The 26,791-nt window shown below is 67.3% G+C and carries 25 protein-coding genes; 9 read left to right on the top strand and 16 right to left on the bottom strand.

Features of this window, described 5'->3' with window-relative positions:
- The first annotated feature begins 67 nt into the window (after positions 1–67).
- Positions 68–1,081, top strand: a complete 1,014-nt coding sequence (locus ACZ0AA_RS11765; RefSeq protein WP_463512994.1) for an aldo/keto reductase family protein — start codon at positions 68–70, stop codon at positions 1,079–1,081.
- A gap of 62 nt (positions 1,082–1,143) precedes the next feature.
- On the opposite strand, the gene ACZ0AA_RS11760 is transcribed toward ACZ0AA_RS11765, so the two are convergent.
- From ACZ0AA_RS11760 to ACZ0AA_RS11745, 4 genes are read right to left on the bottom strand one after another with little or no spacing between them, the layout of a single operon-like run.
- Positions 1,144–2,049, bottom strand: a complete 906-nt coding sequence (locus tag ACZ0AA_RS11760; RefSeq protein ID WP_200933995.1) for a carbohydrate ABC transporter permease — start codon at positions 2,047–2,049, stop codon at positions 1,144–1,146.
- Entirely contained in the window at positions 2,046–2,996 is a 951-nt protein-coding gene (locus ACZ0AA_RS11755) for a carbohydrate ABC transporter permease (RefSeq protein WP_290161707.1), read from the bottom strand. The genes ACZ0AA_RS11760 and ACZ0AA_RS11755 overlap by 4 nt, the downstream gene beginning before the upstream one ends.
- Positions 2,997–2,999: 3 nt before the next feature.
- Positions 3,000–4,313, bottom strand: a complete 1,314-nt coding sequence (locus ACZ0AA_RS11750) for an ABC transporter substrate-binding protein (RefSeq protein WP_400864269.1) — start codon at positions 4,311–4,313, stop codon at positions 3,000–3,002.
- A gap of 60 nt (positions 4,314–4,373) precedes the next feature.
- A complete protein-coding gene (locus ACZ0AA_RS11745) occupies positions 4,374–5,609 on the bottom strand; it encodes an aminotransferase class V-fold PLP-dependent enzyme (RefSeq protein ID WP_463512993.1) in 1,236 nt (411 codons plus the stop codon).
- A 164-nt stretch (positions 5,610–5,773) separates the two neighbouring features.
- On the opposite strand from ACZ0AA_RS11745, the gene ACZ0AA_RS11740 reads away from it, so the two are divergent.
- Entirely contained in the window at positions 5,774–6,490 is a 717-nt protein-coding gene (locus ACZ0AA_RS11740) for a FadR/GntR family transcriptional regulator (protein ID WP_463512992.1), read from the top strand.
- Positions 6,491–6,610: 120 nt separating this feature from the next.
- On the opposite strand, the gene ACZ0AA_RS11735 is transcribed toward ACZ0AA_RS11740, so the two are convergent.
- From ACZ0AA_RS11735 to ACZ0AA_RS11700, 8 genes are all read right to left on the bottom strand, one after another.
- Complete coding sequence (locus tag ACZ0AA_RS11735) at positions 6,611–7,126, bottom strand: glycine cleavage system transcriptional repressor (RefSeq protein WP_463512991.1); 516 nt, start codon at positions 7,124–7,126, stop codon at positions 6,611–6,613.
- Positions 7,127–7,363: 237 nt separating this feature from the next.
- Positions 7,364–9,187 (bottom strand): ATP-binding protein, encoded by a 1,824-nt coding sequence (locus ACZ0AA_RS11730; RefSeq protein ID WP_463512990.1) that lies wholly within the window; start codon positions 9,185–9,187, stop codon positions 7,364–7,366.
- A 261-nt stretch (positions 9,188–9,448) separates the two neighbouring features.
- On the bottom strand, positions 9,449–10,699 hold the full coding sequence (locus ACZ0AA_RS11725; RefSeq protein WP_463512989.1) for a hypothetical protein: 1,251 nt from the start codon (positions 10,697–10,699) through the stop codon (positions 9,449–9,451).
- A gap of 190 nt (positions 10,700–10,889) precedes the next feature.
- Positions 10,890–11,948, bottom strand: coding sequence for a PLP-dependent cysteine synthase family protein (locus ACZ0AA_RS11720; protein ID WP_400864280.1), 1,059 nt, complete (start codon positions 11,946–11,948; stop codon positions 10,890–10,892).
- A gap of 20 nt (positions 11,949–11,968) precedes the next feature.
- Positions 11,969–12,490, bottom strand: a complete 522-nt coding sequence (locus ACZ0AA_RS11715) for a hypothetical protein (protein ID WP_463512988.1) — start codon at positions 12,488–12,490, stop codon at positions 11,969–11,971.
- 490 nt (positions 12,491–12,980) lie between these two features.
- Positions 12,981–13,784 (bottom strand): GntR family transcriptional regulator, encoded by an 804-nt coding sequence (locus ACZ0AA_RS11710; RefSeq protein ID WP_400864286.1) that lies wholly within the window; start codon positions 13,782–13,784, stop codon positions 12,981–12,983.
- A 1-nt stretch (position 13,785) separates the two neighbouring features.
- A complete protein-coding gene (gene rbsD / locus ACZ0AA_RS11705; RefSeq protein WP_210096044.1) occupies positions 13,786–14,190 on the bottom strand; it encodes a D-ribose pyranase in 405 nt (134 codons plus the stop codon).
- 19 nt (positions 14,191–14,209) lie between these two features.
- Positions 14,210–15,160 carry a ribokinase gene (locus ACZ0AA_RS11700; protein WP_400864292.1) on the bottom strand — a complete coding sequence of 317 codons (951 nt, stop codon included), beginning with the start codon at positions 15,158–15,160 and terminating at the stop codon, positions 14,210–14,212.
- Positions 15,161–15,267: 107 nt separating this feature from the next.
- Between ACZ0AA_RS11700 and ACZ0AA_RS11695 the strand changes: the two genes are divergently transcribed.
- Complete coding sequence (locus tag ACZ0AA_RS11695; protein ID WP_463512987.1) at positions 15,268–15,930, top strand: transaldolase family protein; 663 nt, start codon at positions 15,268–15,270, stop codon at positions 15,928–15,930.
- Between the two features lie 175 nt (positions 15,931–16,105).
- Here the strand turns inward: ACZ0AA_RS11695 and ACZ0AA_RS11690 are convergent, their stop codons facing one another.
- Positions 16,106–16,783 carry a FadR/GntR family transcriptional regulator gene (locus ACZ0AA_RS11690; RefSeq protein ID WP_463512986.1) on the bottom strand — a complete coding sequence of 226 codons (678 nt, stop codon included), beginning with the start codon at positions 16,781–16,783 and terminating at the stop codon, positions 16,106–16,108.
- 46 nt (positions 16,784–16,829) lie between these two features.
- On the opposite strand from ACZ0AA_RS11690, the gene ACZ0AA_RS11685 reads away from it, so the two are divergent.
- Positions 16,830–17,810, top strand: coding sequence for an amidohydrolase family protein (locus ACZ0AA_RS11685; protein ID WP_463512985.1), 981 nt, complete (start codon positions 16,830–16,832; stop codon positions 17,808–17,810).
- 127 nt (positions 17,811–17,937) lie between these two features.
- On the opposite strand, the gene ACZ0AA_RS11680 is transcribed toward ACZ0AA_RS11685, so the two are convergent.
- On the bottom strand, positions 17,938–18,711 hold the full coding sequence (locus ACZ0AA_RS11680; RefSeq protein ID WP_463512984.1) for an SDR family NAD(P)-dependent oxidoreductase: 774 nt from the start codon (positions 18,709–18,711) through the stop codon (positions 17,938–17,940).
- Positions 18,693–19,553, bottom strand: coding sequence for a fumarylacetoacetate hydrolase family protein (locus tag ACZ0AA_RS11675; RefSeq protein ID WP_463512983.1), 861 nt, complete (start codon positions 19,551–19,553; stop codon positions 18,693–18,695). Before ACZ0AA_RS11675 ends, ACZ0AA_RS11680 begins: the two co-directional genes overlap by 19 nt.
- Before the next feature lie 134 nt (positions 19,554–19,687).
- On the opposite strand from ACZ0AA_RS11675, the gene ACZ0AA_RS11670 reads away from it, so the two are divergent.
- Positions 19,688–20,983, top strand: a complete 1,296-nt coding sequence (locus ACZ0AA_RS11670) for an L-fuconate dehydratase (RefSeq protein ID WP_463512982.1) — start codon at positions 19,688–19,690, stop codon at positions 20,981–20,983.
- A complete protein-coding gene (locus ACZ0AA_RS11665) occupies positions 20,970–21,935 on the top strand; it encodes an aldo/keto reductase (protein WP_463512981.1) in 966 nt (321 codons plus the stop codon). The genes ACZ0AA_RS11670 and ACZ0AA_RS11665 overlap by 14 nt, the downstream gene beginning before the upstream one ends.
- 15 nt (positions 21,936–21,950) lie before the next feature.
- Here the strand turns inward: ACZ0AA_RS11665 and ACZ0AA_RS11660 are convergent, their stop codons facing one another.
- Positions 21,951–22,952, bottom strand: a complete 1,002-nt coding sequence (locus tag ACZ0AA_RS11660) for a LacI family DNA-binding transcriptional regulator (protein WP_463512980.1) — start codon at positions 22,950–22,952, stop codon at positions 21,951–21,953.
- A gap of 213 nt (positions 22,953–23,165) precedes the next feature.
- On the opposite strand from ACZ0AA_RS11660, the gene ACZ0AA_RS11655 reads away from it, so the two are divergent.
- The 3 genes from ACZ0AA_RS11655 (at position 23,166) to ACZ0AA_RS11645 (ending at position 26,759) form a co-directional block, all read left to right on the top strand.
- The gene (locus ACZ0AA_RS11655) at positions 23,166–24,035 is read left to right on the top strand and encodes a sugar phosphate isomerase/epimerase family protein (protein ID WP_463512979.1); all 870 of its coding nucleotides are present in this window, start codon (positions 23,166–23,168) and stop codon (positions 24,033–24,035) included.
- A gap of 187 nt (positions 24,036–24,222) precedes the next feature.
- Positions 24,223–25,725 carry a sugar ABC transporter ATP-binding protein gene (locus ACZ0AA_RS11650; RefSeq protein WP_463512978.1) on the top strand — a complete coding sequence of 501 codons (1,503 nt, stop codon included), beginning with the start codon at positions 24,223–24,225 and terminating at the stop codon, positions 25,723–25,725.
- Complete coding sequence (locus tag ACZ0AA_RS11645) at positions 25,725–26,759, top strand: ABC transporter permease (RefSeq protein ID WP_311257874.1); 1,035 nt, start codon at positions 25,725–25,727, stop codon at positions 26,757–26,759. Before ACZ0AA_RS11650 ends, ACZ0AA_RS11645 begins: the two co-directional genes overlap by 1 nt.
- Positions 26,760–26,791: the final 32 nt, after the last annotated feature.

Here is a 26,791-nt window from a genome sequence, read left to right as displayed (position 1 = left end):
CCTGCTGTTCTGAGACCGGTCACGGCGATCGGGCCCCGGTGTCGGCGACGGCCGGTAGCGTTGTCGCATGGTCAACTATCGCTATCTCGGCAACAGCGGTCTCAAGGTCTCTGAGATCACCTACGGCAACTGGGTCACGCACGCTTCGCAGGTCGGCGACGACGCCGCTGTCAAGACCGTGCACGCGGCGCTCGACGCCGGCATCACCACATTCGACACGGCAGACACCTACGCGAACACCGCCGCGGAGGTCGTGCTCGGCAAGGCGCTCGAGGGTCAGCGCCGCGAGAGCCTCGAGATCTTCACGAAGGTCTACTTCCCGACCGGCCCCAAGGGCCCGAACGACACCGGACTGAGCCGCAAGCACATCCTCGAGTCGATCAACGGCTCGCTCACGCGACTCGGCACCGACTACGTCGACCTCTACCAGGCGCACCGCTTCGACTACGAGACCCCGCTGGAGGAGACGTTCCAGGCGTTCGCCGACGTGGTCCGCCAGGGCAAGGCGCTCTACATCGGCGTCTCGGAGTGGACGGCGGAGCAGTTGCGCGACGGCCACGCTCTCGCGAAGCAGCTCGGCGTGCAGCTCATCTCGAACCAGCCGCAGTACTCCATGCTGCACCGCGTGATCGAGGGCAAGGTCGTGCCGGCGTCCGAAGAGCTCGGCATCTCGCAGATCGTCTGGTCGCCGATGGCCCAGGGTGTCCTGTCGGGCAAGTACCTGCCCGGCCAGCCGGTGCCCGAGGGCTCTCGCGCGACCGACCCGCACAGCGGCTCGGAGTTCATCAAGAGCTTCCTGCAGGACGACATCCTCACTGCGGTGCAGAAGCTCAAGCCGATCGCCGAAGAGGCGGGCCTCTCGATGCCGCAGCTCGCGATCGCGTGGGTGCTGCAGAACCCGAACGTCGCGGCGGCCCTGGTCGGCGCCTCGCGCCCCGAGCAGCTCGCCGACACGGTCAAGGCCTCTGGTGTGACGCTCGACGCCGACACGCTCGCCGCGATCGACACCGCGCTGGGCGACACGGTCAACCGCGACGCCGAGGCCACCTACTCGGTCTCGCCGAAGGCGCGCCTGGTCTGACCGCCGCATGACGAAGGCCGCCCTTCCTCCCGAACGGCGGCCTTCGTCATGCGCGGGAGCGCTTACTCCTTGACGGCTCCAGCGGTGAGTCCCTGCACGATCCAGCGGCTCGCGAGAGCGAACATCACCATGGTCGGCAGGATCGTCAGCACGGCTGCGGCGCTCATCGAGCCCCAGTCGATGTTGAACGTCGAGATGAAGCCGTTCAGCGCCGACGGCACCGTGCGGTTGGCATCGGTGTTCATCAGCACGACTGACAGGAACAGCTCGTTCCAGCAGTTGACGAAGTTGAAGATGAACGCGGCGATGATGCCCGGGGTCATCACCGGCACGAGCACCCGGAACAGGGCGCCGAAGCGCGAGCATCCGTCGATCATCGCCGCCTCTTCGAGCGCGTCGGGGACATTCTCGAAGAAGCCGCGGAGCATGACCGTGGAGAACGGGATGCAGACCGCGATGTACACGAGGATCAGGCCGGGCTTGGTGTCGACCAGGCCCAGGTCGGTCATCATGGAGTACAGCGGCCCGAGCGCGATGAACGCCGGGATCATCTGCGTGAGCAGGAAGGCGACCAGTACCGTTCCCTTGCCGCGGAACTCGAACCGGGCGATCACGTAGGCGCTGAGCAGCGCGATCAGCGTCGCCACCGCGCCCGCGATCGTGGCCACGATCGCGGAGTTCGCGAGGAAGACCCCGAACGAGCTCTGCTGGAACAGGCTGACGTAATTGTCGAACGAGGGCTCTGACGGCCAGTACTCGATCGGGAACGAGTTGATCGTGCCCGGCGACTTGAACGACGTCAGCGCGATCCAGTACAGCGGGAACAGCGTGATGACGAGCCAGAGGCCGAGCCCGACGACGCGGATGACGCCGCCGACCGAGGCCTTGCGCTTCGGGCGCGGTGCCTTCGCGATGTCGGGGACGGTGAGACGCCGGGTCTCGGTGACTGTTGTGCCGGTGATGGTCATCGCTGCACCTTCCGCATCGCCATCAGGTAGAACGCGCAGAACACGAACAGGAACGCGACCACGATGAGCCCGATCGCGCTCGCGATGCCGTAGTTGCCCTGCTGTGTGTAGTTGATCATCCACGTGGTGATGATGTGCGTCTGGTTCGCCGGCCCGCCGTTCGTCATCGCGTAGATGATGTCGGGGAAGTTGAAGATCCAGATGATGCGCAGCAGGATCGTCAGCAGCAGCGTCATCGAGATGTACGGGATGATGATCGAGAACAGCTGGCGCACCTTGCCTGCACCGTCGAGGCTGGCGGCCTCGAGCATCTCGTCAGGCACCGACTGGAGCGCTGCGAGGATCATGATCGCGAAGAACGTCACGCCGTACCAGATGTTGGCCACGATGACCGCGAACATCGCGAGCTTCGGATCCGCCAGCCAGGGAAGCGGGGCGTCGATCAGACCGGCCTTCATGAGCAGGTCGTTGACGACGCCGAACTCGGCGTTGAACATCCAGCGGAACAGCATCCCGATGAGGAAGCCGGAGACGGCCCAGGGGAAGAACACGAGCGCCTGGTAGAGCCCGCGGAAGCGGAACCGCTTGCGCAGCGCGAGGGCGATCAGGAAGCCGATCACGAGCTGCGGCACGAGCGAGCCGACGACCCAGAGGACGGAGTTCCAGGCGACGACCGGGAAGGCCGGGTCCTGGAAGACGGTGACGAAGTTGTCGAAGCCCACCCAGGGGGTGGAGGTGAGATCCCACAGGTTCCAGTCGTGGAAGGCCATGCGTGCGCCCTGCAGCATGGGCCAGTAGGTGAACCAGCACACGAACACGATCGCCGGGGCCATGAAGGCCAGCAGCGTCAGCGCGTGGCGGCCACGGAAGGGGCGGCGCCGGCGGGATGCCGGGGAGGCCCCGCCGGCGGTGCCGACGGAGCCCCCTTCGAGTGTGGTCCGGGTCACGGATCAGCCCTTTTCCGCAGCGTACTTCTCGGTCCAGAACGTGTCCCACGACTCGAGCAGCTCGCTGGTCGACATGTTGCCGAGCAGCACGTTCTGCACGTCCTGGTCGGACTTCTGGATCCACTCGGTCCACCAGCTGACGCCACGAGGCTGCTTGACGTTGACGTACGTCTCGGGGTCTTCGGTCATCGTGACGTAGCTCGTCCACGGGCCGGACGAGTAGAACTCGTCGTCTGCGGCCTCCGAGATGATCGGCACGAGGCTGTTGGCCTGTGCGAACTCGGTCGCGGGCTCGGCCGACGAGAGGAACTCGACGAGCTTGACCGCGGCATCCTGGTGCTCGCTGTTCTCGGCGACGCCCCAGCCGGCGACGGCCAGCGGCTGTGCGGCCTTGCCCGAGGGGCCGACGAGCAGCGGAGCGGTGTCCCACTGGTCCTCGGTCAGCGACGAGTCCTGCACGGTGGCGATGACCTCGGGGTCCTGCAGCAGGAACGCCGTGGTGCCGTTGGTGAAGCCGGCGACCATCTCGGGGTAGCCCCACGAGACGGCGGAAGGCGGCGAGGCCTCCTTGAACAGGTCGAAGTAGTCGTCGACGGCCTCCTGCGCCTCGGGGGCGGCGAAGATCGTCGAGCCGTCCTCCATCAGGAACGCGTCATCGACGTCGAGGCCGTCGATCGTGTACGCCTCGATCGCGGCGACGACATTGCTGTTCGCGTTCGCACCGCCGCGGAACGCGTAGCCGTAGATGTTGTTCGAGGGGTCCTGGATGGCGCTGGCCTGCTCGAGCAGGTCCTTCCAGCTGTGCGGCGGGCCGTCGAAGCCCGCCTCCTCGACCAGGTCGGTGCGGTAGAAGAGCGACAGGCCGTAGAAGCCGTACGGCACGAAGTAGCTCTTGCCGTCGGTGGCCACCGACGCGGCCTGCGCGTTGTCGGTCAGGGCGTCCCAGCCGTCCCACTTCTCGAGGTCGCCCGAGATGTCGTGCAGCCAGCCGTTGTTCGCGAACGGGCCGACGGTGATGTCGCGGACCTCGAGGACGTCGACGCCCTTGCCCGACTGCAGCATCTGCTGGATCTTCGCGTCGGCCTGCTCGGTCGGCGGCGAGACCAGCGTGACCTTGATGTCGGGGTTCTCCTTCTCGAAGTCGTCGAGGAGCCCGCGGAGCAGGTCGGTGCGTGCAGGGTTGGTCAGGCTCTCGACCATCTGCAGGGTGACCGTGCCGTCGGCGGAGTCGCCGCCGCCTGCGGAACAGCCGGTGAGCGCGAGTGCGGCGACGGTGCCGATTCCCGCGGCGGTCGTCAAGATTCTGTTCTTCTTCACGAGGTGCCTCTCAGTTGGTGATGGTTGTGGGTCGGGTGGTGGGTGGAGTGGGTGGTCGGGTCAGGAGACGATGATCGAGTCGGGGGTGCGGATGCCGGCTCGGCGGAGGATCTGCGGGATGCAGCGCTCGACGAAGGCCTCGAAGTCCGAGGCCTCGGTGTAGAGGTGCGCCGACAGGCGGAAGTAGCCGATGCCTCGGAAGCTGGTGAACGCGGTCTCGACGCCGGTCTCGTCGAGCAGATCCATGCGCAGAGCGTCGGCCTCTTCACGGGTGGAGCCGAGTCCGAGCGGCAGGCGCACGAGCCGCATCGACGGCACGGGGGAGGGCAGTGGCGTCAGGGGGTCTTCGTCGCCGTAGGGGCGCAGACCCTCGGCGATGATCTCGGCTCCGGCATCCGCCATCTCCGCCATGGCCCGGCGGGCGTTGTGCCAGCCGAACTCCGCCTCGATGAACTCGATCGACGCCGGAGTCGCGAGATAGGTCGTCGCGTCGATCGTGCCCTGGGTGTCGAAGCGCTCGGGGTAGGGCTCGTTCGCCGACCACGAGTCGATGAGCGGCCACAGGTCGTCGCGGTCGGGTGCGTTCGTGACCAGCAGTGCCGAGCCACGCGGGGCGCACGGCCACTTGTGCAGGTTGCCGAACCACCAGTCCCCGCCGGCGACTGCCGCGGCGTCGGCGACGAGACCGGGGGCGTGGGCGCCGTCGACGAGGGTGCGGATGCCGCGCTCGGAGGCGAGCTCGGCGATGCGGCGGGTGGGCAGCATGCGGGCGGTGGGCGAGGTGATCTGGTCTACCACGATCAGGCGGGTGCTCGGGGTGAGCGCGTCGGCGAAGCGCTGCACGACCTCGTCGTCGGAGGCGAGCAATGGCAGCTCGACGGCGCGGACGGATGCTCCGAAGCGGCGGGCCAGGCGCTGCGCGCCCATCGTGATCGCGCCGTAGCCCTGGTCGGTGACGAGGATCTCGTCGCCGTGCTCGAGGTGCATCGCGTTGTAGACGACGGTGGCGGCGGCCGAGGCGTTCGGCACGAAGACACTGTCTTCGGCGTGGGCACCGAGGAAGGGGGCGGTGCTCTCGCGGGCGGCGCGCACTCGCTCGGCGATGCGCGGGAACCACTCGACCGGGCTGAGGTCGGCCCGGCGCCGCAGCGCATCCTGCTGCTCGACGACCGCGGTGGGGACCGCGCCGAACGAGCCGTGGTTCAGGTGGATCACGTCGGGATCGAGCGGCCACGCATCACGGGCTCGGATGCCGGAGTTCAGCGTGAGCGGTGCGGGGAAGAGTGGTGCGGGCATCGGTCCTCGTCGGTGCAGTGGGGGAGTTGTTGCACAACTTTGCCACAGAGGTTCCGATATGGCTATGGAAAGGCGAAGATGAAACATAGTTGTCATACGAATTTGATGAAGAGCGCGCGTCAGACAGACTCGCAAGGGAGTGGCCGGTGTCAGAGAGGATCACGATGAGCGCTTTGGATACGGCTCTGCACGGGCTGCGTGCGCTGATCGCCGACGGCGCGCTGCGCCCCGGCGACCGTCTGCCCAGCGAGGGCGAGCTGTGCGAGACGCTGGGCGTCTCGCGAGGATCGCTGCGCGAAGCCATCCGCATGCTGGCCGCACTCGGGGTGCTCGAGACCCGCCACGGCTCCGGCAGCTACGTCAGCGAACTTCGCGCCGCCGACCTGATCGGCAGCCTCTCGCTGACAGTCGGGCTGCTGCCCATGGCCGGAGTGCTCGAACTGACGGAGCTGCGCCGGGTGCTCGAGCCGCACGCCGCCGCGCTCGCCGCCGCGCGCATCGACTCCGCGACGATCGAGGAGCTCAGCGGTGTGCTCGATGAGATCGAGGCGAGCGACGACTTCGAAGACCACTCGCGCCTCGACCATGCCTTCCACATGACCATCTCGGAGGTCGCCGGCAACGACGCGCTCACCAGCCTGATCGACGTGCTGCGCTCACGATCGCGGGCGTATCGGATTCCCGATGCCGGCGACGCCGCCGAGCTCAAACTGCACTCCGACGCCGGGCATCGTGCGATCCTTCGCGGACTCGCCGCCGCGGATCCGGTCGCGGCATCCGCTGCGGCATCCGCTCATGTGGCACAGACCGAGTACTGGGTGCGCCGGTACACCGAGACGGATATGCGCGCCGAAGGGTCGTCCGTCGATCGCCCTGAGTGACGACGATCGCCGTCTCATCTCGCCCGTTCTGCACAGTTCGCCTCGGTCTGCACAGGCTTGCGGTCGCCTCGGGGGCCGTGCGGGGCGCTGTGTGCGTATCGGGCGGAGGGGACGCCGCGGTCAGGTGAGGGTGATGTCGACCTGGATCTCGGTGGCGATCCGCTCCAGGTCATGGCGCAGGGCGTCGAGGTCGACTGATGAGGGAACCCGGGCGATCACCGACGCCTCGAACAGGCGCCCGCCGGCCATCGCGGCATCCCGGGTCTCGGTCGCCAGTTCTTCGATGCTCAGGTCATGCGCGCTCAGCACGTTCGACACCTCGCGGACGATGCCCGAGCGGTCGTTGCCGAGCACCCGGATCTCGAGAACCTGATCCTCGGCGTCGGCATCTGCCGCAGAACCGGTCAGCACGGCGAGGGTCAGCAGGCCCTGCCCCTGCAGGCCGCGCAACGCATCCTGCAGTTCGGCTGTGCGCTCCGCGGCGACCGACACCTCGATCACGCCGGCGAAGGTTCCGGCGAGTTCGGCGAGCGAGCTGTTCTCCCAGTTGCCGCCGTGGGCATCGACGACATCGGCGACGGCAGCGACGAGACCGGGGCGATCAGCACCCGCGACAGTGAGGATGAGAGTAGTCATGCGGCCAGCGTAGGGTGCGTTCCGCTTCCTCCGCCAACCCGTTCACTAACCTCGGTTGAATCGCTCACCAAACGCGCTCACCACACTAGGAACAGGACATTCGAGCGTGTATACCTTGAGATCCTCGTTCGTGATGTGAGCCCAGATCCGCGGCTGGAGTCGAGTGTCGCGCGCGTCGGACACGTTTTTTCCATGCGTTCAATCCCGCAGACCCCGGTACATCGGCTGCTCGGGTCGTCAGCGTCCGTGTTCGAAGAGTTCGTCCGTGAATAGCGGGACGTCGCCGGGTACCGGTTGCGCGCCCGCCTCCTCGCCGGGTGTATTGAGGTGACGTTTCGCGACAGGCTTCACCGCCTTTATCGGGAACGCCGTACCTTTTCCGTATGTCACTGACGGGCCGCGGGTTGCCTCCGACGTCTTCAGCAAAATGTTTCTGTCGACGAGGTCGGAGAGCACTCGCGATGCGCTGACTCCGTCGAGGTCGAGGAGTAGCTGCACGAGACGAGAGTTGATGGTGCCGGTCTCAGTGACCATCTCGATAATCTTGCGGTCGAGTTGGTCTGTCGTGCGCCGCCGGTACGTGACCGCAGAGCCGAGAGCGGTGAGAGCTTCTTCGCGGAGTCGGTACTTCGGATGCTTCCTTCGGGCAGTCTCCCGCGTCGGCTCCAGGAGCTTCAGTGCGTCGCTGGAGAGCCTGTCGAGCACTGATTGCGCTTCATTGAGAGAGCGCTTCTGGAGGAGCGGCACGAGGTCGTCGGCATTGATGATCTTGCGCGTCAGAAGTGTGAGGAGGATCACCATGGTGTCGGCGTCCTCAGCTTCTGCTGTCGGAAGCGTCGCTACGTATCGGGCGAGCGCGGTGTTGGGGGCGCCACCGAGGAGCGTGACCTCGACTCTTGTGGGGTCGGCGGTGTAGCGCGGAGGTTCGTGTCCAATACGTGCCATCTCCGCGTACATGCGGTCGACGCCTGTGCCAGCTGTTTCCGCGAGTCCGAGCATGCGCATCGCGCCGGCGAGGTCGTGGTTCCTGGTTTGCGACGAGGTGGTGAGAACGTTGTCGACCCGGATCCCGGGGAGGAACCCGCCCGGAGACGTTACTCGCAGTTGGGTGACGGTGTGCTCGACGGATGTCCTGTCGAGACTGAAGTAGTCGCGGTGCATCAGCCCGTTCACGACGGCCTCACGAACAGCAATCTCTGGAAGGTCGGCGACGTGCAATTGCTGACCTTTTCCGATGGAAACGGGAGTTGTCTCGAGTCTCGCATTGATGAGATCAAAGACCCGCTGGATCGCGACAACCAGCGGCCCTGCGAGCTGTTCGTTGGCGGTGAGCTGGCCTGTGGGGGTTCGCCTGTGTACGTAGGCGATGAGTGTCTGATCTGCGTAGGCACGGCTGAAGAGCAATGCCCCGGCGTTCGTCAGCATCTGATCGTCGGTGACGACCCCTGTGGCCCGCAGGATGTCGATGTCGGACGCTTCGGCGAGACGCCGGGAGGAATCGTTGGACGCGCGCGCGAGCATGCCGCGAGCTACTTGCATGGCGATCGCATCGGTCTCGGGGGTAGGCAGGGAGCTTGGCTGCGAGCTCCAGTCTCGACCGGTTTTCCGCGCTGTGACCGCGGTTATGCGGTTGCCGTCCATGGGCATGCAGCTCTTATGAACCCGTTCTGTGGGGAGCTTCCCGTTTGCGCTGTGCACCTGCGTGCTGTCAGGTACCTGAATCACCAGGGTGGGGGCGGGAAAATCAGTCAACGCATGCGCGTCGACCAGGAGTGGTGGTCGAGTGATCTCGTAGATTCGCAGTCGTGTCTGCTCCGGGTCGAGGGTTGTGCCGACGAATGCCGCGTTGCCGGACGTTTTGTCGTCCACACCGACAATGAGAGTTCCGCCATTTGCGTTCGCGAGGCATGCAGCCGCTTCCGCGATATTTGCGAGGTCATCGTTTCTCGAGCGACCGTCGGTCTTGAACTCAATGTCAAGGGACTCAAGGTCGTCGGGGGTGAGGCCCTCGTCGCGGATCTTGGCTAGCAGGAGCCCGGCTGCCTCTGTGGGAGAAGTCAAGGAGCGCCTCCAGTTTCTCGTTAGTTTTGCCGAACCCTTCACTGTGAAGGGTAGTGCAAAACTTCGGCAAAACTCCATGGGTCCCAGCGGGAAAACGATCCGCGCGCCAGCAGGTCTCAGAGGCGAGCCGCATCGGCGCTGAGTCGCTGCTCGTTGGTCGCTTGCAGATCGCCGACCTTTGCTGATCGGACGGTGGCTCGGGGTTCGAGAAGAGCGAGCGACAGTTCCGCGCCGATATCGAAGGCAAAGGCCGTGAATCCCTCATGCGCGTGCTGGCGCGCTGTTATCGTCCCCTTTGGCGAGTGCGGCGGCGGCCTTCCTCTGCAGTTCCTTGGCCTTCTTCCGCACTGCCTGCAGTGAGGTGATCGTCGCGGCGTCTTCCGTGTCACGGATCCATCGAACGCTCCGTCGAACCGGCGTCGCGGCCATGAACGCAATTTGCGCGGAGATGAGCGCGATCGCGCCGATACCCACACCGACCCAGGGTTCTCGTTCGTAGGGAATGACGATGATGACGACGACGAGGAGCCCGGAGGAGACGAGCGCCAGGCATACAGGGGGCATCAGGGCATACACCGCCCCGCCAAGAGTGAGCGAGAGATCGCGTGACACCCACCAGGTGAGCGAGACTGCAAGGATTGTGAGGGGCGGGAAGATCGCGTACATCGGGAGGGCGAAACCACGCCACGCGTCATGATCCGACATGGTGCGAATCGCCACAGTCGCCCAGGTCAACGCCCACAAGAGCTGCGGGACGACGAAGACAAGAACGGTACCGCGACGGGTGCGTGCGGGGACGGGGTTCTTGCGGTGGAGACCGTACTTCTCCGCCCGCCACTTCTGGCGCAGCCAGCGGCGGGTGCCATCGTCGGCTTGGGCCTGCGCGGCAGCACGACCGATGGCGAGGCGCGCGGCCAAGCTCAGCATCCAGGTCAAGCCGAGAACAATGATGACTTCCGGCCATCGGCCGCTGTCGACTGTTGCGACCCGCACACCGCAGGCCGCGACCAGAAGAAGTAGAAAGAAGGTGGCGAGGAGGACGCTGGTGAGCACCTGATGCAGCTTTGGGTGCAAGAGTTCGGAGTCGAAGCCGAATCGTGTCATCACAGCGATGGACACGATGACTGTGCTGACTATGCCAAGGATCGCCAGGGATTGGTTCAGGACCGGCGTGAGGTATGCACCGACGGCAGCGTATGCTTCCGCGTAATCGCCAGGCCAGGATAGGGGTGGGGTGAGGAAGAATATTCCGAGGGTCAACACCATGAACACAGAGGGCTCAAACCAGAGGGATGCTTTCCATGGCTGAGGCCGAGCCTCGTTGTTGCTGGCAGACTTCTTGAGCCCGGTCTCGTTCTTCGTCGTCGCGGACCTGTTGCCCTTCGTCGCAGGCTTTCGTTGCTTTTTATTCACCCGACCGAGCGTATCCTCGCGGTTGTCACATGTCGGGTTCTCCGCGCCCAGTACTTTGCGCGGGAAGAAGATGCGGCCCTCGCGGAGATCGGCCGACACCTCCCTCGTTTAGTGACGGAAGTGCAGGGCTTGAGCGGGCCGCTCTGGTTGCCCTTGACGAACCACGTCGAGTACAAGGAAATCCTCACATTTCAGGGGCATCGAGGTGCACGCTGGCCTTGCTCAGAAGCGCCGCCTTCTCTGGAAATGACCTGTCCGGATCTCCGGAGTCATGGAAACTGAACGCTGCTCAGTCGACCCAGACGCCGGTGTCGAGGAAGTGGTCGAGGCGCGCGCGATGCGGGGCGAGATCCCAGCCCTGCCCGGCGACCCACTCGTCGTTGAAGTACGTGCCGGCATAGCGGATGCCGCTGTCGCAGATCAGGGTGACGATGCTGCCTGTCTCGCCGGCGGCGCGCATGCGCGCGATCAGCTGGAACGCCCCGTACAGGTTCGTGCCGGTCGAGCCGCCGGCCAGGTGCAGGGTGCGCTCGCGCAGCATCCGGATCGCCGCGATCGAGCCCGCGTCGGGAACACGGATCATCTCGTCGATCACGCTCGGCACGAACGATGCCTCGACGCGCGGTCGGCCGATGCCCTCGATGCGACTCGGGCGCCCGACGGGTGGATCGACGGTTCCGGCCCAGCCGTCGTAGAACGCCGAGCCCTCGGGGTCGACGACCGCGATCTGCGTCTCGTGGCGGCGGTACTTGACGTACCGGCCGAAGGTCGCGCTCGTGCCGCCGGTGCCCGCACCCACCACGATCCAGCGGGGGATCGGATGCCGCTCCTGCGACAGCTGGCTGAACACGCTCTCGGCGATGTTGTTGTTGCCGCGCCAGTCGGTGGCGCGCTCGGCGAACGTGAACTGGTCGAGATAGTGCCCGTGGCATTCGGACGCAAGACGCTGGGCCTCGGGCGACATGTCCTCAGCACGGTCGACGAAATGGCAGCGCCCGCCGTAGAACTCGATGAGATCGATCTTCTCCTGGCTGGTCGACCGCGGCACGACGGTGACGAACGGCAGCCCCAGCATCCGCGCGAAGTACGCCTCGGAGACGGCGGTGGATCCGCTCGAGGACTCCACGAGCGTCGAGTCCTCGGTGATGCGGCCGTTGACGAGTCCGTACAGGATCAGCGAGCGCGCGAGACGGTGCTTGAGCGAACCGGTGGGGTGCACCGACTCGTCTTTCAGATACAGATCGATGCCCCACTCGGGCGGCAGAGGGAACAGATGCAGATGCGTGTCTGCGCTGCGGTTCGCATCGGCTTCCAGCAGGGCGATCGCGGTGCTGGTCCAGTCGCTCATCCTTCGAGCGTAACGCCCGTCTACCTGTCGGTGTAGCCGCCCTCGCCCGTCTCGCCGTCGTAGGTGAAGACCTTGTCTTCGAGAGAGATCTTGATGTCGTCGCCGAGCGGCTGCTGGGCGAGCAGGCGCTCCTCGAGCATCGCCATCCGCTCCTCGTATTCCTGCGCCTGCGCCTCGTCGGCGCCCCAGAGCGTCGCGACCTTCATATCGGTGAGGAGGTAGAGGAAGGCCGAGACGGCGGTGCGGTTGAAGTCGTTGTCGGGGATGCTCTCCCACAGTGCGCCGCTGTCGCGCAGTCGCTTGTACTCGTCGATCTTCGCCTGCAGCGTCGCCTCGATGCCCGACGCATCGGAGTCGCCGGAGTCGTCGGAATCGGAATCCGACTCGTTCTGCGGTGGGGCGGAGGGAGCTGCGGGCTCTTCCGTGATGGTCGTGGCCGGCGGAGCGGTCGCCGGTTCGGTACGCGAACTCAGCAGCAGGGTCACGGCCACGCCGACACCGACGACGATGATCAGCACGAACGCGGCGACCGCCGCGATCACGATGCCGAGGGTCCTGCCCGAGCGCGAAGGAGGGCTCGGGGGCGCGGAGGGGTACGGGTATGCCGCTCCGTAGGATGCAGACGACTGCTGCCCCGTCGGGAACCGGCCCGGTTGCGGAGCCGGATACTGACCTGGCTGGTCTGCGGGATACTGCGACGGATGCTGCCCTGGCTGCGGAACCGAGGCGTAGGGAGGCAGCGGAGGTGCGGGAGGGCCCGCCGGGGAAGCGGGCTGCGAGCCGACCGCGTAGGGAGGGAGCGGAGGTGCCGCAGGGCCACCCACCGGCGGCGCGAGCGGCACGGATGACCCGGCGCCGGCGGGCGGCACAGCGGGAGGCGGGGGGATGACCGGATCGGGATCCGCCCCTGTCGCGTGCGCGTCGTCGACCATCGTGTTGCCCCCCTGCTCGCGTCACCCGGTGCGACGCGTGCTCCGCTTCAGGCTAGCGGCCTCGGCCGACTCGCCCGGCTCGCTCGTCCGGCTCGCCTGTTCAGCTGACGGTGCCGGCGCGGGACGTGCCGCCGTCGCCGTCGACGTGCAGCAGCGACGCCTGCGACTGCTCCTGCTGCAGTTGGAACTCGAAGCGCGAGCGGTCACCACGGTGGTGGGCCACGAAGTACTCGATCGGGATGCCGTCGGCGGAACGACTCACGCTGCGCAGCCGCAGCAGCGCCGAGCCGGCGCTCACGCCGAGATGCTGCGCCTGCTCGTGGGTCGCGACTGTCGCCTCGGCCGACCGGACGCCGCTGGTCGCCACGATGTCGTGATCGGACAGCAGGCGATACAGCGATCGCTCCGACAGGTCGACGCCGAGCGTGACGCCGCCGACGGCATCCGGCATCCAGGTCGTGGAGAGCGACCACGGCTCGCCGTCGACGTGACGGAGGCGATCGAGCACCACGACGGGCGTGCCGACCTCGACCTCGAGCGCCGCCGCGATCTCGTCGTCGGCGAGCGTCTGCTCGTGCCGCAGCACGTCGCTGTGCACGTGTCCGCCGCGGCGCTCGACGTCGTCGTAGAGCCCGACCAGCGTGTGCACGAGGCTCTCGCTCGTGCGCGGACGCGAGACGAACGTGCCCTTGCCCTTGACCCGCTCGACAAGGCCCTCGTGCTCGAGCTGGGCCAGCGCCTGGCGCACGACCGTGCGCGAGATGCCGTAGCGCTCGCACAACCGGTGCTCGCCGGGCAGCGGGTCGCCCGGCTGCAGGCCGTCTCGCGAGATGCCCTCGATGATCAGCTGACGCAGCTGGTCGTACATGGGTGCCGCGGAGTGGCGGTCGATCGTGTCGTTCATCTCAGTACGCCACTCCCGCGTGCAGGATCACATTGGCATACGGAGTGAACTCGCCCGAGCGCACGAACGCGCGCGCCGAGTGCGTCAGCTTCTTGAACTCGACGTGCGGGATGAGCTCGATCTCGAAGTCCTGGTCGGCGAAGCGCTCGCGCAGAGCAGCCAGCACCTCGGGGCTCTTCTCGGCGACCTCTTCCGACACCGTCGCTCCCTCGACGACGAGCTCGGCCAGCACGGTGTCGAGCACGTCGAAGAACGCCGGCGCCCCGGGGCGGTACGCGAGATCGATGCGCTCGGACCCCGGCGGAATCGGCAGCCCCGCATCGGTCACCACCAGCAGATCGGTGTGGCCCGTCTCGCTGATGACGCGCGAGAGGGCGGGGTTGATGGTCGTCGCTGTCTTGCGCATGGTGTCTCCTCGGAGGACGTCAGTGGGCTTCTCGTGCGGCCAGGAATGCATCGACCTCGGCTCGCAGCGGCAGGCTCGGCGATGCGCCCTGCTTCGTGACGGCGAGGGCGCCGGCCGCGGTGGCGATGCGCACGGCATCCGTCAGCTCGAGGCCGTTCGCCAGCGCAGCACCGAGATACCCGGCGTAGGCGTCGCCCGCGGCGGTCGTGTCGACGGCCTCGACCGGGAACGGTGGGATGACGGATGCTCCGGCCGCCGTCACGACGCAGGACCCCTGTCCTGCGAGCGTGATCACGGCCGCACCGACACCGCGGTCGAGGAACCAGCGTCCTGCGAGCGCGGCTGAGGCGGCATCCGTCACCTCGATGCCGCTGAGCACCGACGCCTCGGTCTCGTTCGGAGTGACGATGTCGATGCTCGCCCAGACCGCGTCGTCGAGAGGAGCGGCGGGTGCCGGGTCGAGGATGACGGTCATGCCGTGCTCGCGTCCGCGCGACGTGATGTGCGCGGTGAGCGCCGACGGCGTCTCGAGCTGAGTCAGGAGCACCGACGTGGTCGGCGCGAGGGCCGCGAGCGCCGCATCGATCTGCTCGGTGCTGAGAGCGGCGTTGGCGAGCGGCACCATCACGATGTCGTTCTGCGCCGAGGCGTCGACGCGGATGTGCGCGATGCCCGTCGGCCCGGGCACCGTGCGCAGGTGCGCGAGGTCGACGCCTGCCTCGCTCAGCCCGTCGACGACGAGGTCGTGGAAGAGGTCGTCGCCGACGCATCCGACGAAGCTCGTGCGTGCTCCGGAGCGCCCGGCCGCGACCGCCTGGTTCGCGCCCTTGCCGCCGAGCATGAGGGTGAACTCGTCACCGAGGATGGTCTCGCCGCGGGCGGGGAGTCGGGTCGAGAAGGTCGTCACGTCTGCGGTCACACTGCCGACGATGACGACGCCGGTGCGATCGGGCGAGGTGGCGGCTGTCATGGCACTCCTGATCGTCGTCGATGCGGGGTGCTTTGACATCCTCCGCGGCTGTCATTACATTAGCCGAATCCGAACCTGTAACGACAGGTTGTGCACAAGGAGACCCGATGACCGCGCTGGCCCCCCGTCTCTATGTCGACAGCGCGGACGTCGACCGCGTCTCTTCTCTGCTCGCGGCGGGGGTCGTGCACGGCGTCACGACCAACCCCACGATCCTCGAGCGGGGTGGACGCACCGCCGCCGAGATCCCCGACCTCTATGCGCGCTGGTCGAGTGAAGGCGCCCGGGAGATCTTCTTCCAGACGTGGGGCGGCGACACCGCATCGTTCCTGCGCAACGCCGAGGGCATCCGGGCGCTCGGCGACAGGGTGGTCGTGAAGGTCCCCGCGACGCGCGACGGCTTCGCCGCGGCATCCGCTCTGGTGGCCGACGGCGCGACCGTGCTCGTCACCGCCGTCTACACGGTCGCGCAGGCGCTGGCCTGCGCCTCGATCGGTGCGCAGTACATCGCCCCCTACCTCGGGCGGATGCGGGATGCCGGCATCGACGGCGACGCCGTGATCGCCCGCATGCAGGAGGTCTGCGCGGGCAGCGAGTCGAACGTGCTCGCCGCGAGCCTGCGCTCACCCGACGACATCACGGGTCTGCGGCTCGCGGGGGTGCCGTACTTCACCGCAGCCCCCGACGTGATCGAGCAGGTGCTGTTCCACGAGGTCAGCGACAGCTCGGCCGCCGAGTTCGACGCGGCCATGGGGCGGCTCGGGGCCTGAGGCGGGATTCGATCGGGTGGTCCAGCGTCGGCCAGACGTGCCAGATGCGGCCCGACGTCACGGATACGGCCGACCGAAGCGCGTCTGGCCGAACGTGCCGGCAAGGGCCGGGTGACGCGAGCGTGAAGGGAAGCCCCGAGGGACGTGCGCGTGGCCGAGAGAGGACGACGCGGCGTCAGGCGGATGCCGCCTGGCGCAGCCACCGCTCGACCCCGGCGATGTGCGCGGTGGCGAGCGAGATCGCGAGGCCCGAGTCGTGCCGCGCGATCGCCTCGGCGATGGCCCGGTGCTCCGACAGGGTGCGTTCGACCGCCCCGCCCTCGGTGAGGCCTCGCCACACGCGGGCACGCACGGTCTGGCTGCTCAGGTGCTCGATGAGGCTGGCGAGATAGGCGTTGCCCGCCATCCCGGCGATCTCGCGGTGGAAGCGGATGTCGTGCTCGACGAGCGCTTCGACGCTGACGGTGGGGTCGATGGACTCGACCTCGCGCTCGAGGTCGGCGATCGCCTCGTCGGTGCCGAGGGTGGCCGCGAGACCGGTCGCCTGCGACTCCAGCATCCGTCGCACTGCGAAGATCTCGAGCATCGAATCGTCGTCGTGCATGTCGACCACGAACGAGATCGCCTCGAGCAGCAGGTGGGGTTCGAGGCTCGTCACGTAGGTGCCGTCGCCGCGCCGCACGTCGAGCACGCGGATCACCTCGAGCGCTTTCACCGCCTCGCGCATCGAGTTGCGAGAGAGCCCGAGTCGCTCGGACAGCTCCTTCTCGGGAGGGAGGCGATCGCCGGGGGCGAGCTCGCCCGACACGATCATCGCCTTGATCTTCTCGATCGCGTCGTCAGTCACAGCCATGGCGTCATCCTAGCCATTCATCGGATGTCTGCGGCAGGATGGGGGCATGCGCGTACTCGATTCGCACCTGCACCTCTGGGATCCCGAGCTTCTGCACTACATCTGGCTCGAAGGCCCCCTCGGCTGGCTGTTCGGTGCGACCGAGATCGAGCATGCGCGAATACGGCGGGCAACCTCCGAGCGGGCGGTCTTCGTGCAGGCCGAGACCATCGAAGACGACTTCCTCGACGAGGTGCGCTGGGTCGCGGGCCTGGCTGATCGGGTCGGGGTGGTCGGAATCGTCGCCGGCGCCCGCCTCGACCGCGGCACCGACACCACCGCGCACCTCGAGGGCCTCGCCGCCGAGCCGCTCGTGGTCGGAGTGCGGCACAATCTGCAGGGCGAGCCCGACGGACTCGCGGTGTCGGCCGCGTTCGTGACGGGGGCACGCGAGGTCGCCGCGCGCGAGTGGGCCTTCGACGCATGCGTGCGCGCCTCGCAGCTTCCGGAGATCGCTCGTCTCGCGGGAGCGGTGCCCGAACTGCGAATGGTGCTCGATCATCTCGGCAAGCCGACGGTCGGCACCGCGGATGCTCCGGTGGCACCGACGATGGAATGGGTGCGCGACCTCGACGACCTCGCACGGCATCCGAACGTGTGGTGCAAGCTGTCGGGGCTCCCGGCGGAGGCCGGCGGCGACTGGTCGGCCGAGCAGCTGCATCCGTTCCTCGATGCCGCAGCCGACGCGTTCGGGGTCGAGCGGCTCATGTGGGGGAGTGACTGGCCGGTCTCGGTCATCGGCCCCGCCGAGGCGGATGATCCGTATGCGAACGAAGACGGATCCCCGATGTACCAGCCGACGGCGCGCAGCCGGTGGGCGGATGCCGTGAGCGGCTGGGCCGAGCGCCGCGGGCACGATGTCGACGCCCTCATGTGGCGCAACGCTGAGGAGTTCTACCGGATCGGCCAGCGGCCCGCTCACGTCGATGCTCGGGAGGAGCGGCCCCGTCGCGGGTTCCTGGGATGGCTGCGCGGCGACCGCGCGTAGCGGGCGCTCCTCACGCCCCGCAGTCACGTCGTGCACACCGAGCCCCGAACAGCACACGAACTGCCGAGGATCGTGTGCGAATCGGGGCCTGCTGTGCTGTCCGAGGCCGGGGAGGAGGACGACGCGCTCAGCTGCCGGCGGGGCGGAGGCGCAGCTGCGCCATGCCGCCGTCGACCTCGATGAAGGTGCCGGTGGTGGATCCGGCGGAGGGGCTCACCAGGTAGGCGACAGCCGCGGCGACCTCGTCGGGCGAGACCAGGCGGCCGTGCGGCTGACGGGCCTCGAGGGCGGCGCGCTCGGCGGCCGGATCGTCGGCCGAATCAAGCAGGCGTCCGACCCAGGGGGTGTCGGCGGTGCCGGGGTTCACCGCGTTGACGCGGATGCCCTCCCGCAGGTGATCGGCCGCCATGGCGCGGGTCAGAGCGGAGACGGCCCCCTTCGACGCGCTGTAGAGGGCGCGCTGGGGCAGACCGGTGGTCGAGGCGATGGATGCCGTGTTGCAGACGGCCGCACTCGGCGACTTCTTGAGCCACGGCAGCGCCGCCGAGGTGACGCGGGCGATGCCGGTGACGTTGATCGAGAGCACCCGGGCCCACTCGTCGTCGTCGTTGGCGCTGATGTCGCCCTGCGCGCCGACCCCGGCGTTGTTCACCACGATGTCGATGCGGCCGAACCTCGCGGCGACGGCATCCACAGCGGCATCCACCGATGCGCGGTCCGACACGTCGGCCGTGAACGCGGCGAAGGCGGCATCCGCTCCGGAGATGTCCCGGTCGAGCACCGCGATCTGAGCTCCATCGGCGTGCAGGCGGGCGGCGACGGCGGCGCCGATTCCGGATGCTCCGCCAGTGACGATCGCGACGAGTCCGTCGAGTGCGTTGCTCACTTCTGTGCCTCCCATGCCACGAACTCCTGTCGCTGGTGCCCGAGTCCTTCGATCTCGATCTCGACCACGTCGCCCGCCGTCAGGTAGGGGAACTTGCCGCCGAAGGCGACGCCCTGCGGAGTGCCGGTGAGGATCAGATCGCCGGGCTCGAGGGTGACGTACTGCGACAGGTGGTGCACGATCACGCGCACGTCGAAGATCATGTCGTTCGTGTTCGAGTCCTGACGGGTCTCGCCGTTGACCCAGCTGCGCAGTTGAAGGTCGTCGACGTCGACCTCGTCGGGGGTGACCAGCCACGGGCCGGTCGGGTTGAAGCCGGGCGCGATCTTGCCCTTCGACCACTGCCCGCCCGAGACCTCCATCTGGAAGGCGCGCTCCGAGACGTCGTTCGCGGTGACGTAGCCGGCGATGTGTGCGTCGGCATCCCCGGGCGAATCCAGGTAGGCGGCGCGGGCGCCGATGACGATGCCGAGCTCGACCTCCCAGTCGGTCTTCTCGCTGCCGCGGGGGATCGTGACGGCATCGTTCGGGCCGACGACCGTGTTCGGGGTCTTCAGGAACAAGATCGGCACGGTCGGCGGCTCGGAGCCCGACTCGCGGGCGTGGGCGGCGTAGTTCTGACCGATGCAGATGACGGCGCTGGGGCGGGCGATCGGCGCTCCGATGCGCATCGCAGCGGCGTCCTCGAGCACAGGCAGCTCGTCGGCGGCGCGAGCGGCGTCGATCCGTGCGCGGAAGTCGGTGGCGAGGAAGTCACCGTTCACATCGGATGTCACCGACCTCAGATCGAGGTAGCGCTCGCCTTCGACGAGGACGGGGATCTCGGCGCCGGGAGTGCCTAGCCGTGCGAACTTCATGTCTCTCCTGACCGCTGGGGATTCTGTGCTGCTGAGGGCGCGCCGTGGTGGCCCGTCTCGTTGACAGTATAGACATCGGATGTTTACACTCCAAGAGATCCGCACGAATCCCCACCCGTGCACGAGAGGACCCCGTGAGCCGCATCGTCGCCCTCGACACGACCGACATCCGCTTCCCCACGTCGCTGAGTCTGGACGGGTCGGATGCCATGAACCCCGACCCCGACTACTCCGCTGCATACGTGATCGTGCGCACGGATGCTGAGGACGGCATCGACGGCCACGCCTTCGTCTTCACGATCGGCCGCGGCAACGACGTGCAGGTCGCCGCGATAGACGCGCTCGCCGGGCACCTCGTCGGTCGCGAGATCGAGCCGCTGCTGGACGACATGGGCACGACGTTCCGCGACATCATCGGCGACTCGCAGCTGCGCTGGCTCGGCCCCGAGAAGGGCGTGATGCACATGGCCATCGGCGCGGTCATCAACGCGCTGTGGGACATCAAGGCCAAACGCGCCGGTCTGCCGCTCTGGCAGCTGCTGGCGAGGATGACGCCGGAGGAGCTCGTAGGCCTCGTCGACTTCCGCTACCTCACCAATGCGCTGACGCCCGAGGATGCCCTCGAGATCCTGCGCGCCGCCGAACCCGGGCGCCTCGAGCGCGAGCGGGAGCTCCTGGCCACCGGATATCCCGGTTACACGACCAGCCCCGGCTGGCTCGGCTACTCCGACGAGAAGCTCGAGCGCCTGGCTCGCGAGGCGATGGCCGACGGCTTCACGCAGATCAAGCTCAAGGTCGGCGCCGACCTCGACGACGACATCCGCCGGTTCCGCAAGGCGCGCGAGGTCTGCGGACCCGACTTCCCCATCGCGATCGACGCGAACCAGCGGTGGGAGGTGTCGGAGGCGATCGAGTGGGTGAATGCGCTCGCAGAGTTCCACCCCGCCTGGATCGAAGAGCCCACCAGCCCCGACGATGTGCTCGGTCACGCCGAGATCGCGAGGGGAGTCGCGCCCATTCGCGTCGCGACGGGCGAGCACGCGCAGAACCGCGTGATCTTCAAGCAGTTGCTGCAGGCCGAGGCGATCTCGGTCATGCAGATCGACGCCGTGCGCGTCGCGGGGGTCAACGAGAACATCGCCAACCTGCTGCTCGCCGCCAAGTTCGGTGTGCCGGTGTGCCCGCACGCCGGTGGTGTCGGACTGTGCGAGGCCGTGCAGCACCTGTCGATGTTCGACTTCGTCGCCGTCACCGGCACACGCGAGGGCCGGATGATCGAGTTCGTCGACCACCTGCACGAGCACTTCGTGATCCCCACCGACATCCAGGGCGGCTCGTACATGGCGCCGATCGTGCCGGGATCGGGCATGGAGATGAAGGCCGAGAGCATCGCCGCCTACACCTGGACGGGGCAGCATGTCGGGGTCTGACGCTCTGGCGATTCCCTCGCTCGGGTACGGCGCCGCGAACGTCGGCAACCTGTTCCGCGCGCTGAGCGACGACGAGTCGTGGGCGATTCTGGAAGCGGCGTGGGACAGCGGCATCCGCTACTTCGACACCGCTCCGCACTATGGCCTCGGGCTCTCGGAGCGTCGCCTCGGGGCGTTCCTGCAGACCAAGCCGCGCGATGAGTACGTGCTGTCGACCAAGGTCGGAAGGCTGCTGCGGCCGAACCCCGACCACGACGGCGGCCTCGATACCGCGAACGACTTCCACGTGCCCGACGACCTGCAGCGCGTGTGGGACTTCTCGGCATCGGGGATCCGCGCCAGTCTCGACGAGTCGCGCGAGCGCCTCGGCATCGAGCGGATCGACCTGCTCTACCTGCACGACCCCGAGCGGCACGACCTCGACCTCGCACTCGCGGAGGCGCTGCCGGCGCTCGCGCAGCTGCGCGCCGACGGCGAGGTGGCTGCCGTCGGGATCGGCTCGATGGTGTCCGACGCGCTCGCCGCGTCCGTGCGCGCCGCAGACCTCGACCTGGTCATGGTCGCCGGTCGGTACACGCTGCTCGAGCAGCCCGCAGCGGCTCACGTGCTGCCGGCCTGCCGCGAGACCGGAACGGGGATCGTCGCGGCGTCGGTCTTCAACTCGGGATTGCTGGCGTCGGACGAACCCCGTCGGGACGGCCGGTACGAGTACGGGCAGCTGCCCGACGAGCTCTGGGAACGGCTGCTGCGCATCGCGCGGGTGTGCGCCGAGCACGACGTGCCGCTGCCCGCCGCGGCGATCCAGTTCCCGCTGCAGTCGGATGTGGTGCGCTCGGTGGTGGTCGGAGGAAGTCGGCCGGCGCAGCTGCGCCAGAACTCCGAGTACGCGGCGCTCGAGATTCCCGGTGCGCTGTGGGAGGAACTGGCGGCAGAGGGGCTGATTCCGGCCTGAGCCAGGGGCGGCGGGTCAGCGGCCGACGGTCGACTCGCGGACCACGAGCTCGGCGGCGAACGGCGTCGGCGCGGGGAGCTCGGCCGTGGGGTCGGAGAGCTGACGGATCAGCGCGGCACCCGCGGCGCGGCCGATCTCGTACCCGGGCTGCCGCACGCTCGTCAACGGCACGACGCTCTGGTGGGCCTGTGCGACATCGTCGAAGCCGACCAGCGCGATCTCCTCGGGAACGCGGATGCCCCGGCGCAGCAGCTGGGTGAGCACGCCGATCGCCACCATGTCGTTCGCGGCGAAGATCGCGTCGGGGCGTTCGGCGGCGGGCATCTCGGCGATCCGCGCGCCGACGTCGAGGCCGTCCTCGGTCGTCAGGTGCGGCACATCGATGACATCGGCCGTCATGCCGGCCGCGGTGACGGCGTCGCGCAGCCCGAGGAGCCGGTCGTTCGACTGGCTGACGCTCGGCGCCCCCAGGAACAGGATTCTGCGGCGTCCGATCGACAGCAGGTGCTCACCGGCGAGACGCCCGCCGCCGCGGTCGTCGAAGAGGACGGAGCCGACGGTCGGGGAGTCGGGGATGGGCCCGACGACGACCGAGCGAATGCCGCGGTCGGCGAGCTGTTCGAGCCGGGGCACCACGTCTTCGAGCGGGTAGATGACGATGCCCTGCACCCGGTGCGCCTCGAACATGTCGATGTTGCGGCGCTCGAGAGAGGCGTCGCGGTTGCTGTTGCTGAAGAAGAGCGACCAGCCTTCCTCTCGGGCGACATCTTCGACCCCGCGCGAGAGCTCGTGGAAGTACGGAAGCCAGGCGTCGAGGAGGATCAGCGCGAGCGCCTTGCTCGACCCCGCGCGCAGCTGCCGTGCCGACTCGTTGGGCACGTAGCCGAGCTGTTCGATCGCGTCCCTGACCTTCGCTGCGCTCGCCTCGCCCAGCACATGCGGGTGGTTGAGGTAGTTCGACACGGTCGAGGAGGAGACCCCGGCGAGGGCGGCGACGTCTTTGACGCTGGCTGGCATGGAGCTCCCTGTCGACTGCGCGGTGCGCGATTGTGCGAGCGTGGCTGCTCGCCCGCGCGGCGCTGACGGATCCACAGTAGCCGAGAGATTGGCACGTGCCAAGAAAGTTCTTGACACGGTCATCCGACCCCGCGTACCGTGACCTGAACGCAGACTTGGCACGTGCCAAATTGCAGAGGCGATGGTGCCCCACACCCGTCTCCGAGAGGTCTCATGAACATCGGATGCCACGGGCTCGTCTGGACCGGACGCTTCGACGCCGACGGCATCCGCCTCTCCGTCGAGAAGACCAAGGCGGCGGGGTTCGACCTGATCGAGTTCCCGCTGATGGATCCCTTCACGTTCGATGTGGCCGCCGCGAAGGATGCCCTCGAAGAGCACGACCTCGCCGTCAGCGCCTCGCTCGGGCTGTCGGGTGCGACCGACGTCACCAGCTCCGAGCCTGCGGTCGTGGCCGCGGGGGAGGCCCTGTTGCTCAAGGCGGTCGACGTGCTCGCCGATCTCGGCGGGCAGCATTTCTGCGGCGTGATCTACAGCGCGATGCAGAAGTACATGGATCCGGTGACCCCCGAGGGTCTCGAGAGCAGTCGCCGCACGATCGCCCGGGTCGCCGACCACGCCGCCGAGCGCGGCATCTCGGTCTCACTCGAGGTGGTCAACCGCTACGAGACGAATGTGCTGAACACCGCACGGCAAGCGCTCGCCTACCTCGCGGAGGTGGACCGGCCGAACCTCGGCATCCATCTCGACACGTACCACATGAACATCGAGGAGTCGGATATGTTCGCGCCGGTCCTCGATGCGGCTCCCGCCCTCCGCTACGTGCACATCGGCGAGAGCCACCGCGGCTATCTCGGCACGGGAACCGTCGACTTCGACAACTTCTTCAAGGCGCTCGGCCGCATCGGCTACGACGGTCCGATCGTGTTCGAGTCGTTCTCGTCGGCGGTCGTCGCGCCCGACCTCAGCCGGATGCTCGGCATCTGGCGCAACCTGTGGACCGACAACGTCGAACTCGGCGCGCACGCCAACGCCTACATTCGCGACAAGCTCGTCGCGGTCGACTCGATCCGACTGCACTGAGTGGGCCCGATCACCGGATCGGGCGACCTGTTGCCAACTTGTTATTACAGGTCTTCCCATCCGGAGAAGTCTTAGTTACATTTAGATACAACTTGCGCAGGGTGGGGCGCAGGACGCAGAATTGATCCGATGTTTCCAGGCCCGACTGGAATATCGCATTTCGACCTTCAAGGAAGCAGGTGAGCACATGAGTGACCCCATTCTCAGAGTCGAGGGGATCAGCAAGGGATTCCCCGGTGTGCAGGCTCTCAAGGACGTGCACCTCGAGGTGCGAGCCGGCGAAGTGCTGGTGCTCGTGGGCGAGAACGGCGCGGGCAAGTCGACTCTGATGAAGATCCTCTCCGGGATCTACACCAAGGACGAGGGCACGATCACGTTCGAGGGCCAGGAGGTCGAGCTCACCAGCCCGCTGCAGGCGCAGCAGCTCGGCATCACGATCATCCACCAGGAACTCAACCTGATGCCCGACCTCACCGTGGCGCAGAACATCTACGTGGGACGCGAGCCCACCACGGGGCCCTTCCTGTCGGAGCGCAAGCTCAACACGCAGACCGCCGAGCTGCTCGATCGCCTCGGCATCCGGCTCAACCCACGGCAGCTCGTGGGTGAGCTCACCGTGGCCGAGCAGCAGATGGTCGAGATCGCCAAGGCGCTCTCGTTCAACGCCAAGGTGCTCATCATGGACGAGCCGACCTCGGCGCTCACCGACTCCGAGACCGAGACCCTGTTCGTGCTCATCGAGCAGCTGCGGGCGACCGGCACCGGAATCGTCTACATCTCGCACCGCATGGACGAGCTGCGGCGCCTGGCGGACCGGGTCACGGTGCTGCGCGATGGCACATACATCGGATCACTGGACAAGTCAGAGGTCAGCATCCCGAAGATCATCGAGATGATGGTCGGACGCGTGATCGACGAGGGGACCCGCCCCGAGGCCCGCGAGCACGCCAACGATCCGATCGTGCTCGACGTGCAGGGGCTCTCGACCAAGAGCCTGCTCAAAGACGTGTCGTTCCAGCTGCACAAGGGCGAGATCCTCGGATTCGCCGGTCTCATGGGTGCCGGACGCACCGAGACGGCTCGGGCCATCATCGGCGCCGACCACCGGGATGCGGGCACGATCTCGATCAGCGGACGACCGGTGCGCATCGCACAGCCGGCGGATGCCGTGAAGCACGGTCTCGGCTACCTCTCGGAGGACCGCAAGCTGCTCGGCCTGATGCTCGAGCAGGACGTGACCTTCAACACCGTGCTCGCCTCGCTCGGCTCGTATGCCAACGGCATCGGGTGGATGGGCGACAGCAAGGCCAAGAGCCGCACCAAGGAGTACGTGCAGCAGCTGAGGGTCAAGACGCCCTCGGTGAACCAGGTCGTGAAGCTGCTCTCGGGAGGAAACCAGCAGAAGGTCGTCATCGCCCGGTGGCTGATGCGCGACTGCGACATCCTCATCTTCGACGAGCCGACGCGAGGCATCGACGTCGGCGCGAAGGAAGAGATCTACCGCCTGATGCAGCAGCTCGCTGACCAGGGCAAATCCATCATCGTCATCTCGTCGGAACTTCCGGAGGTCCTCCGCGTCGCGAACCGCATCGCGGTCTTCGCGAACGGACGCGTCACCGGCACCCTCCGCAACGAGGAAGCCAGCCAGGAGAAGATCATGCAACTCGCAGCCCACGGAGAGGAAGACTGATGAGCGCTCCGCAGCAGCCCGGATCGTCTACGACGACGATCATCCAGACCGCGCTCGATGAGAACACCGACAAGCGCGATGTCGGAGCGTTCCTGAAGCGTCAGCTCCAGCAGTCGCTCGCCTTCGGCACGCTGATCGTGCTGGTGCTGTTCTTCTCGATCGCCAGCCCCAACTTCTTCACGTTCAGCAACATCGCCACGGTGCTGCTCTCGACGGCGGTCATCGGCATCCTCGCCCTCGGCACCACGTTCGTCATCATCACCGGCGGCATCGACCTGTCGATCGGCACCGGCATGGCGCTGTGCGCGGTGATGACGGGTGTCATCGTCACGAACATGGGCCTTCCGGTCTGGGTCGGCGTCATCGGCGGCATCCTCACCGGTGTGCTGATGGGCCTGGTGAACGGCGTGAACATCACGTTCCTCCGACTCCCTCCGTTCATCGCGACGCTCGCGATGATGATGATCGCCGGCGGTCTCGCCCTCGTCATCTCGAACGTCGCCCCGATCTACTTCTCGACCTCGGCTCCGGACTTCAAGAAGATCGCGCTCGGCGTGATCATCCCCGGCATCCCGAACGCGGTGCTCATCACCGCGGCTCTCGCGATCGTCGCCTTCCTCGTGCTGTCGAAGACGCTGCTCGGTCGGTACACGTTCGCGATCGGCTCGAACGAGGAGGCGACCCGCTTGTCGGGCGTCAACACCCGCCGCTGGACGATCCTCATCTACATGTTCGCCGGCGCCTTCACCGGTATCGCGGGCATCGTGATCGCCGCCCGGCTCGACTCGGCGCAGCCCCAGATCGGCACCGGCTACGAGCTGCAGGCGATCGCCGCGGTGATCATCGGCGGCACCTCCCTGCTCGGCGGACGAGGGTCGATCCTCGGCACCGTCATCGGCGCGCTGATCATGAGCGTGCTCGTCAACGGCCTGCGCATCATGTCGATCCAGTCGGAATGGCAGAACATCGTCGTCGGCGTCGTCGTGCTGCTGGCCGTGTTCCTCGACTCGCTGCGCAACCGGCAGCGCACCTGACCCACTCGACCTATCCCCCCACCACCACACAG

It is taken from the genome of Microbacterium sp. AC035 (assembly GCF_979258485.1).
This window is presented reverse-complemented; position numbering and strand designations above follow the sequence as displayed.